Here is a 10,396-nt window from a genome sequence, read left to right on the forward strand (position 1 = left end):
TAGGGATGGCGATCAAAGTAACTCTGGACAGGGTTTTAAAAGAGAATAATATGACATCGAAGGAACTTTGCAAACTAGTGGGGATAACAGAGGCAAATCTGTCGGTTCTCAGAAGCGGGAAAGCAAAGGGTGTGCGGTTTACCACGATCAACAAGATATGCTATTACCTGCACTGCGATGTTGGAGACATATTGACATTTGATGGTGAACTTATAGAAGAAGACTAAGGAGGCGGGAGCTGTGATGAAAGTTATCAGGGGTAAGAAAACAGACAGGAAATCAGGTGAGACACATAGAGTGATACGAAAGAGCAATCTGGTTGCTGTGGGTATTATTGGAATGCTTGGAATATGTATGCTCTCAGGCTGCTCGCTTGCGGATAAGGAAATGACTGAAACTGATGAGAGAGATTTACTGGTTGGAGTGTTTGTAACAACAGAAAGGCTTGGGACAGTTACCTATGTTCCGTGCGAAATCGATATTGATGCAGGTACACTTAAGATAACAGATGAAGACATTGATGTTGACGGATGTTATATGATCTATGCCAGATCAGGAGAGGGGGAAGATATGTACGAGACGCTGGTATCTGATGGTATAAGTGTTGGAACAAACAATGTTGGGTATAATGAGAATGCAGATGGAAGTGTCACCAGAAGCCGGACAGTGAACGGATGCGTGTACTATGATCTGGACAATAAGGATAGCTATGCAGACTCAGATGGTGATGTGGGAATAATCCTCAATAATGTATATGAGAAAACAGATGGAACATATTATATAACGAGTGGCAGCTCAATGGGGTGTGCGGCCACGGATCAGACTGCAGAGAACGGCTCAGGTGCAATGGATATAAAAGAGTCGTATAAGACGACTTCGTTCTCGGGTAGTGAAAGTTCATCAGGCGATGAAAATGAGATGACTATACATGTGGAATGGAAGTTTGAACGAGCAGGAGAAAAGTATACATTTACAGCTATGTCTGAGGATAACAAAGAGCTGGACGCCAAAACCTATGATGTTGGGGATATACAAGATACAATAAAGTTTGACTGTGACTGGCAGTATGTGATCGTGTCCTATGCGGATGTGACTGGTAAGATGCATAGTTCATTCGTGGATAAAGAAGATTCAGTGTATGAATATAGTGTGAGCACTGGCAAATTCTTCCTGGATACAGGCGTAGTTGAGATAGAATAACAGGTGAATATTAATTTAAGATTAAACCACAGGGATATGGTAAATTGGTTCCCTGTGGTTTAAAATTATGACTAGAGAAAATGAATGAAATTGAAAAACGAGAACATTTAGCGTGGGCATATTATTATAATTTCATGTATGACAGTGAGAATTAAGGAGGATTACAGATGGATCGCAAAGAGATGAACAAAATTATATTTCAGAATACAGAGTATATGTGCAAGACGGATGCTGCATTGTCAGATGCTACAAAGAAATCAGTGTCAGGGCAGCGATTTATTGCAGAAAGTGAGAAGATTCCGGGACTTAATCTTAATATTTATAAGAAACAGACCAGGATTGTGGTATCCAGAAAGAGAACATATGAGGCAGCGGCATATTATAAGGGACAGCATGTTGCTGTGCATAACTTTGCATCGGCGGTAAATCCGGGTGGCGGAGTTGTATATGGAGCGAGTGCACAGGAGGAATGTCTCTGCAGATGTTCTAATCTGTATTTCTGTTTGAACACTCCTGATATGTGGGGAATGTTCTATACTCCTCACAGAGCGGCAAAAGATCCTATACACAATGATGATATTATATACACACCTGGTATAGTGGTGTTTAAGACGGATACAGATCTGCCGGAACTCATGGAGCAAAAGGACTGGTATAAAGCGGATGTGATCACATGTGCTGCGCCGAATCTACGGGAAATTCCAGGAAATATTTATAACTGTGAGAATGGTGCAAGCGCAGCGGGAGTAAGCAATTATGACCTTCAGATTATTCATGAGAAAAGACTCAGAAGGATACTTGACAGCGCAGTTATGAACCATGCGGACACAGTGATACTCGGTGCATTTGGCTGTGGTGCATTCCGCAACGATCCTCATGCGGTGGCATCAGCTGCTGCAAATGTTCTAAGTGATTATATATACGCATTTGAGAATATCGAGTTTGCTGTATACTGCAGACCAAATGATGATTTCAATTACAGGGTGTTTAACAGCGTATTAAGTTCATTGTAAAGGAAATTTGTGCCTATGGTGCATACCATCATGCCATGAGGGCGGCGATGTAGATATAAGAGGATGAGCAGGAAATGACAAGAGTCTTGATTACAGGATTAGTGTCAATGAGAAAATAGTGAAAGATTATTAAAAGAATTATACAAATTTTAGAAATAATTAATTGAATAAATCCTCCTTGTGATATAAGGTTAGAATAATATATAGGATAATGGCGTTTGTGTATTGTGTCAGACATATATATCCTAAAAAATATTACAAGGAGGATTTTTATATGAAGGAAGTAAAACAGCCAAAAAAGCCGCTGATATTTTATTATCTGATCGTGCTCGCAGTAATCATGCTTCTTAATATTATAGTTGTTCCCTGGTTTACTGAGAGAAGTATAGAGGATGTGGATTACGGTACATTCATATCCATGACAGAGGACAAGAAGATCGACGAGGTAGATATTGAGACCCAGTCAAATGTCATCTATTTCACAGGCAAGGATGACAAGAAGGTGTACAAGACAGCTATGGTGAGTGATGAGAACTTAACCGAGAGACTTTACAAGTCGGGTGCCAAATTCTCAGGTCAGGAGATCAAGCAGACATCGCCGATACTCAGCTTTATACTCAGTTGGATCGTGCCTATACTTATATTCACATTACTTGGAAGAATGCTTGCCAATCAGATGATGAAGCACGCCGGAGGCGGCAAGAATTCCATGATGTTTGGAATGGGCAAGAGTAATGCGAAGATATATGTTAATTCCACAGAGGGAATAAAGTTTACAGATGTCGCCGGAGAGGATGAGGCAAAGGAGAATTTGACTGAGATAGTTGAGTATCTTCACAATCCTGGAAAGTACAAGGAGATCGGCGCTTCCATGCCAAAGGGTATTCTTCTTGTGGGTCCTCCGGGAACAGGTAAGACCATGCTTGCCAAGGCTGTAGCCGGAGAGGCGAATGTACCTTTCTTCTCAATGTCCGGTTCAGAGTTCGTTGAGATGTTCGTAGGTATGGGTGCTTCAAAGGTAAGGGATTTGTTCCAGCAGGCAAAGGAAAAGGCTCCATGTATAGTGTTCATCGATGAGATAGATGCCATAGGTAAGAAGAGAGATGGACAGATAGGTGGCAATGATGAGCGAGAGCAGACACTTAACCAGCTCCTCACCGAGATGGATGGATTCGAAGGCAACAATGGTGTCATCATCCTTGCAGCAACCAACAGACCGGATTCACTTGATCCTGCACTGCTCAGACCGGGAAGATTTGACAGACGAGTACCTGTAGAACTTCCTGATCTCAAGGGACGTGAGGATATACTTAAGGTTCACGCCAAGAAGGTCAAGATAGGAGACAATGTAGACTTCAATAAGATAGCCAGAATGGCATCAGGTGCATCAGGTGCCGAGCTCGCAAATATTGTAAATGAGGCGGCGCTCAGGGCTGTCAGAGCAGGCAGAGGCTTCGTGACACAGGCCGATATGGAAGAGAGCATAGAAGTCGTAATAGCAGGTTATCAGAGAAAAAATGCGATACTTACAGACAAGGAGAAGCTTGTCGTGTCATATCATGAGATCGGACATGCGCTTGTAGCTGCCAAACAGACTGATTCAGCGCCTGTCCAGAAGATAACCATAGTTCCGAGAACATCAGGAGCCCTTGGTTACACCATGCAGGTGGATGAGGGTAATCACTATCTTATGACCAAGGAAGAGATTGAGAATAAGATCGCCACACTCACAGGCGGAAGAGCTGCGGAGGAGATAGTATTTGGATCTGTCACAACCGGAGCATCCAATGATATAGAACAGGCAACAAAGCTTGCAAGAGCTATGATAACCAAATACGGAATGAGCAAAGAGTTTGATATGGTGGCCATGGAGGTAGAGACCAACAAATACCTTGGCGGTGATTCATCACTTTCGTGCTCGGCAGAGACGCAGACACTCATAGACAAGAAGGTTGTGGAGCTTATAAGAAAGCAGCATGAGAAGGCGGCAACCATTATCCTCGAGAACAGAGCGAAGCTTGATGAGCTTTCCAATTATCTGTATCAGAAGGAGACGATCACAGGCGAGGAGTTTATGAAGATATTGAATTCATGATTCTCTTAGATATAATTTCAGTTACCGGGTGCTGGCATTTTACAATTCCGCACCCGGTAACCATAAGATAGACTTGTACTGAATAGTAGTATTACGTCAATTCCTCGTGGTCAAGCTCCAACAGCTTGAAATGATTCTTTTTGAACTCTATAAGTCCCTCACTCTGCATGTTGGACAGCTCCTTTGACAGTGCGGTTCTGTCGACATTCAGGTAGTCGGCAAACTGTTCCCTGTTAAATGGGATATCGAACTCAGTTGTTCCAAGAGAGCTGGCAAGTCCTGAGAGATAATAGCTGACACGCTCACGTATCTTCTTTGGCTTTATATAGAAGATGTGAAGTGAGAGTGTGAGACTCCTTCTTGATGACAGCAGGAGAAGGTTCTTGAGCATTTGCAGATGCCACGGATAACTGTTGTATTTGCCGGACATGATATCCTGTGCGTTGAGCAGGAATACTATGGTAGGCTCTGTTGCTCTTGCGTCGATCATGAGTTTGTGTCCAGACAGGGCGTATGTTTCACCGAACACCTTTCCCGGAAGAGCGGAACTCAGGATACTTTTGGATCCCCAGTAATCTACATTCTCAACTATTACCCGGCCTTTGATTACTATTCCAAGCTCCTCGGTTATTTCGCCGGCTTTGAATATCGTGGAGTTGTATCTGTAATAGTGTTCGCGCAGGATCCTGAGATCCATCATGGTTTTGATATCGGCTTCCGAGATTCCTTTAAATGCCATCATGTTGAGTACTTCAGACAATTGATATTGAGGAATTTTAAGTTTCATACATAACCTCCATCTTATTATTTATTTCTATGCAGAGAAGCAGTCTGCAGCGTAGGATATTATAGTGACAAGGTGTCATGATGCAGGGGTGCGATCAGGCTTTCAGCTATAGGATTTATATTTTTTCAAAACACAGTATATTGTATATGTGTAATAAATTATCCCTTGTCCATACACAATATATATTATTCATATATTTTCTCAAATTTTTTCAAAAAAAGTTGTTTAAATCTTTATTACGTGGTTATAACAACCGAATTTATGAGTAAAGTATAATATACTTACAAATGAAAAGCAAGGAATGTGATAAGCATTATTGAATTATAGAAGATTATTCTGTATAATAAGTAAATAGTGTGTCACATTTTCACATATTAAAACACTGAAAGGAGAAATTTTATCATGTTACAGAACCAGGAATGGGAATCATTCACAGGTAGACTCTGGAAGGAAGAGTGTAATGTAAGAGACTTCATCCAGAACAACTACACACAGTACGATGGAGACGAGAGTTTCCTTGCAGGCCCAACAGATGCTACTAACAAGCTTTGGGATAAGCTTCAGGCACTTCAGAAGGCTGAGAGAGATAACGGTGGAGTTTTAAAGGAGGATGCTGATGTTGTATCAAGCATCACATCTTATGGCCCAGGCTACATTGATCCAGAGACAAAGGATCTTGAGCAGGTTGTAGGTCTTCAGACAGATGAGCCACTTAAGAGAGCATTTATGCCTTATGGTGGTATCAAGATGGCTGAGGAGGCTCTTCAGATGTATGGATATACTCCAAACGAGAACTTCCACAAGATCTTCACTGAGTATCACAAGACACACAACCAGGCAGTATTTGATGCTTACACACCAGAGATGATGGCAGCTCGTCATACACATATCGTAACAGGACTTCCTGACACATATGGTCGTGGACGTATCGTAGGTGACTACAGAAGAGTTGCTCTTTACGGTATTGATCAGCTTATCGCTTGGAAGGAAGAGGATAAGGCTAACTGTGGCGATGGCAACATGTTTGATGATGTCATCCGTCAGAGAGAAGAGCTTGCAGAGCAGATCAAGCGTCTCAAAGAGATGAAGGTTATGGCTCAGTCATACGGATATGACATTTCAAAGCCAGCTTCAAACGCTAAAGAGGCTGTTCAGTGGTTATACTTCGGATACCTTGCAGCTATCAAGACTCAGAACGGTGCAGCTATGTCAGTTGGACGTGTATCTACATTCCTTGATATCTATATTGAGAGAGATATGAAGGCTGGTAAGCTTACAGAGGCTGAGGCTCAGGAGCTTATCGATCATTTCACAATGAAGCTTCGTATGGTTAAGTTCGCAAGAATTAAGTCATACAACGAGCTGTTCTCAGGAGATCCTGTATGGGCTACTCTTGAGGTTGGTGGTATCGGTGTTGATGGACGTTCAATGGTTACAAAGAACGATTACAGATTCCTTCATACACTTGAGAACATGGGACCAGCTCCAGAGCCAAACCTTACAGTTCTTTACTCATCAGCTCTTCAGGATACATTCAAGAAGTATGCTGCTAAGATCTCTGTAAGAACAAGCTCAATCCAGTATGAGAACGATGATGTAATGAAGCCAATCTGGGGCGATGATTACTCAATCTGCTGCTGTGTATCAGCTACACAGACTGGTAAGGAGATGCAGTTCTTCGGAGCTCGTGCAAACCTTGCTAAGTGTCTTCTTTACGCTATCAATGGTGGTAAGGATGAGAAGTTCCTTGACAAGAAGACTGGTAAGCCAATGCAGGTAGGTCCAGAGTACTCACCTATCACATCAGAGTACCTTGACTATGATGAAGTACTTGCTAAGTACAAGAAGATGCTTGACTGGTTAGCAGGACTTTATGTAAATATTCTTAACCTCATCCAGTACATGCATGACAAGTACTACTATGAGTCAGCTGAGATGGCACTTATCGATACAGATGTACGTCGTACATTTGCAACAGGTATCGCTGGATTCTCACACGTAATCGACTCACTGTCAGCAATCAAGTACGCTAAGGTTAAGGTTATCCGTAACGCAGAGACAGGACTTGCTGAGGACTTCGAGATCGAAGGCGAGTTCCCTAAGTATGGTAACGATGACGACAGAGCTGATAACATCGGTGTATGGCTTCTTCATGAGTTCCTTACAGACATCAAGAAGAGACACACATATCGTAATTCAGAGCCTACAACATCTATCCTTACAATCACATCTAACGTAGTTTATGGTAAGTACACAGGTAACCTTCCAGATGGAAGACGTGCTTGGACACCATTTGCACCAGGTGCTAACCCAAGCTACGGCGCTGAGACATCAGGACTTCTTGCATCACTTAACTCTGTTGCAAAGATTCCTTATGAGTGGTCACTGGATGGTATCTCAAATACACAGACAATGAACCCATCAGCACTTGGACATGATGAGGAAGAGAGAGCTACAAAGCTTGTAAGCGCAATGGATGGATACTTCGATCAGGGCGCTCATCATCTGAACGTAAACGTATTTGGTAAGGATAAGCTCCTTGATGCTATGGAGAATCCAGATAAGCCAGAGTACGCTAACTTCACAATCCGTGTATCAGGATATGCTGTTAAGTTCATATCACTTACACGTGAGCAGCAGCTCGATGTTATCAACAGAACATTCCATGACTCACTTTAATTCTTAGCTGACGCTGGATTTTCAGTGAAGTTATAGATGCTTTGTCAGATATAACAAGAACCATGGTCCCGGGGATAACCTCTCCGGGACTTTTTTTAAGAATATGTATTTATATCATTTTTATAAGAGATAATAGACATGTAGTTTTGTTTGTAATTACTTTCATTAATTGAGAGTTGTATTTGAATAGGAAGAACTTAGAGGTGAAATATGTCTGAAAAGAAACAGGTTTTAGGATATGTCCATTCGACAGAGAGCTTTGGAGCAGTAGATGGTCCAGGCATAAGATTTGTAGTTTTTTTACAGGGCTGCAAGATGAGATGTAAATATTGTCACAACCCAGAGACATGGAATCTTGTGACAGACTATAGTAAGCTTTACTCAGATGAAACAAGCGATGCTGAGAGAGAAGAACTTGAGAAGAAGATAGAAGAGAATACAAAGCTGCTGAAGGATAAGGGCGTCAAGATTGAGGCGAGGACCCCTGAGGACCTGTTAAAGCAGGCGCTCCGCTATAAGCCATATTGGAAAAACGGTGGTGGTATAACAGTGAGCGGTGGTGAGGCGCTGCTTCAGATGGATTTCCTCATCGAGTTTTTCAAGCTTGCAAAGGCTGAGGGTATTCATACAACAATAGATACAGCCGGCAATCCATTTACAAGGGAGGAGCCATTCTTCTCCAAATTCAATGAGCTGATGAACCTCACAGATTTGTTCCTGCTTGATATCAAGCAGATCAATGATGACAAGCATAGAGATCTCACAGGATTCTCCAACAGCAATATACTTGATCTTGCACAGTATCTGTCAGATCAGGGTAAGCATATGTGGATCAGACACGTACTGGTACCAACCATCACAACTGATGAGGATGATCTGAGAAAGACTAAGGAGTTCATAGACACTCTTAAGACTGTAGATAAAGTTGAGGTACTTCCATATCACAAGCTCGGAATCCCTGAGTGGGAGAGACTTGGAATACCATATAAGCTTGAGGGAATCGACCCGCCTACTGATGAGGAGCAGAAGCTTGCAAAGAGTATTCTGGAATAAACTTAAGAACAAGAACCGGGAAAATCATCGATAGTTCAGTTCCCAGCCTATGCTCTAGCAGTCTATAAAAATATTTGTGTTGAGACACAGGTGCTATATAAGATGTTAAAACCATTGTAACGGGTGTGACATTTTATATAGTACCTGTGTTTTGTTATATCAAAAAATAAGTTTAACATAATTAATTAGTAAACAGTGGCTAGGTGCATGCAAAAGAAGTTATAATGTAAGTTGATTGAAATTAGATTAGATATTTAAGCTTGTTTGAAAATGGACCAGGGGTTGTCCATTTTCAAACAATGTCATATTTGATTGAAGTGCTGCAAATACGTTATATAACTGCAAAGTATATGGGGAGTAAATTATGTATAAGATAGACGAGAACGCATGGAATGAAAAATATATACTGCTGATCCCTGCCATGCTGGATGCTCATTTTCCTCTGATAAAATACGCCTTTTATTCAAAGGATTATCATCCGGTCATACTGTCAAATGAGGATCATATCACGGATGTGGGACTTAAGTACGTGAACAATGATATGTGCTATCCGATAGTGTTAAATGCCGGGCAGATGATAGATGCACTGCAGTCAGGCAAGTATGACATCAACCGGACAAGACTTCTCATGCCGACGGCGGGGGATGCCTGCAGGGGAGCTAATTATCTACATGTGTTAAAGGAGTCGGTGAGAAAGGCTGGATTTGACAGGGCAAAGATACTATCCCTGAATGTTAAGGGGTTGGAGAAGGATTGCCAGATGCGTGTGCAGCCATTCATGGTGTGGAGAGCACTGTTCGGACTTTTCTACGGAGATATACTCATGCTGCTCCTCAATCAGACAAGGCCAAATGAGGTGAAAAAGGGGCAGTCGCAAAAGGTTTGGCAGAAGTGGATAAATATCCTGTCCAGAGATCTGAAAGAGGGAAAGAATCTGACACTTGGAAAGATGAAGAGGAATTTCGACAGGATAGCCAGGGATTTTTCAAGGATAAGGCTGAATGATAAGAGAAAACAGCGTGTTGGGATAGTTGGGGAACTGTACATAAAATATTGCCACTTGGGAAACTGGGATATGATAAAGTTCCTTGAGTCAAATGGATGTGAGAGCCATACAAATGGGCTTTCTTGGTATGCCATGTACTATATGGATTCACATCTCACGGACAATATGACATTTGAATCTCTGCTTTACAAGGCGGGGCTGAAGTTTTTCGGCAGCCTGCAGAGAGCGATGATAGAGGCGCTTAGAAAATATGAGTTCTATACCATGGAGGATTTCTTCACGATGAAGCGTGAGGCTGATGGGTATGTGAGCTGGGGATATAAAACAGGAGATGGCTGGCTAATCGGCGCGGAGATAACGGGACACATACTCCATGAGTGTCCAAAGGTTCTGGCGGTTCAGCCATTTGGCTGTATGCCTAATCACACCTGCGGAAGAGGTTTGTACCCTTCGCTTCAGAAGAAGCTGCCGCAGGGCATGATAGTGAGCTGTGATGTGGATTCCAGTGGTTCAAAGCTGAATGTTTACAACAGGGCGAGGATGCTGGTGGACATGCCACTTAA

At 42.2% G+C, this 10,396-nt stretch carries 8 protein-coding genes; 7 read left to right on the forward strand and 1 reads right to left on the reverse strand.

The annotated features are described in order from the left end of the window. Window positions 1-5 precede the first annotated feature (5 nt). The 4 genes from ABUA34_RS01035 to ftsH all read left to right on the forward strand — a co-directional run bounded on the left by ABUA34_RS01035 (window position 6) and on the right by ftsH (window position 4,308). Window positions 6-227: a helix-turn-helix domain-containing protein gene (locus ABUA34_RS01035; protein WP_055222763.1), complete on the forward strand. Its 222-nt coding sequence runs from the start codon at window positions 6-8 to the stop codon at window positions 225-227. A gap of 16 nt (window positions 228-243) precedes the next feature. Continuing rightward, window positions 244-1,200, forward strand: a complete 957-nt coding sequence (locus tag ABUA34_RS01040) for a hypothetical protein (RefSeq protein WP_349822699.1) — start codon at window positions 244-246, stop codon at window positions 1,198-1,200. A gap of 182 nt (window positions 1,201-1,382) precedes the next feature. Further along, entirely contained in the window at window positions 1,383-2,213 is an 831-nt protein-coding gene (locus ABUA34_RS01045) for a TIGR02452 family protein (protein WP_349822700.1), read from the forward strand. 274 nt (window positions 2,214-2,487) lie between these two features. Continuing rightward, complete coding sequence (ftsH, locus tag ABUA34_RS01050) at window positions 2,488-4,308, forward strand: ATP-dependent zinc metalloprotease FtsH (protein WP_349822701.1); 1,821 nt, start codon at window positions 2,488-2,490, stop codon at window positions 4,306-4,308. A 91-nt stretch (window positions 4,309-4,399) separates the two neighbouring features. Here ftsH and ABUA34_RS01055 read toward each other — a convergent pair whose 3' ends face one another. Further along, window positions 4,400-5,095 carry a Crp/Fnr family transcriptional regulator gene (locus ABUA34_RS01055; RefSeq protein ID WP_004854105.1) on the reverse strand — a complete coding sequence of 232 codons (696 nt, stop codon included), beginning with the start codon at window positions 5,093-5,095 and terminating at the stop codon, window positions 4,400-4,402. A gap of 402 nt (window positions 5,096-5,497) precedes the next feature. Between ABUA34_RS01055 and pflB the strand changes: the two genes are divergently transcribed. From pflB to ABUA34_RS01070, 3 genes are all read left to right on the forward strand, one after another. Beyond that, window positions 5,498-7,774, forward strand: coding sequence for a formate C-acetyltransferase (pflB, locus tag ABUA34_RS01060; protein WP_349822702.1), 2,277 nt, complete (start codon window positions 5,498-5,500; stop codon window positions 7,772-7,774). A 210-nt stretch (window positions 7,775-7,984) separates the two neighbouring features. Next, the gene (locus ABUA34_RS01065) at window positions 7,985-8,827 is read left to right on the forward strand and encodes a radical SAM protein (protein WP_004854109.1); all 843 of its coding nucleotides are present in this window, start codon (window positions 7,985-7,987) and stop codon (window positions 8,825-8,827) included. A gap of 364 nt (window positions 8,828-9,191) precedes the next feature. After that, window positions 9,192-10,396: hypothetical protein (locus tag ABUA34_RS01070; protein ID WP_349822703.1), on the forward strand; the 1,205-nt coding region annotated here is incomplete at its 3' end.

Source organism: Coprococcus sp. RTP21428st1_C9_RTP21428_210409 (assembly GCF_040227395.1).
In the GTDB taxonomy this organism is placed as follows: domain Bacteria; phylum Bacillota; class Clostridia; order Lachnospirales; family Lachnospiraceae; genus Coprococcus; species Coprococcus aceti.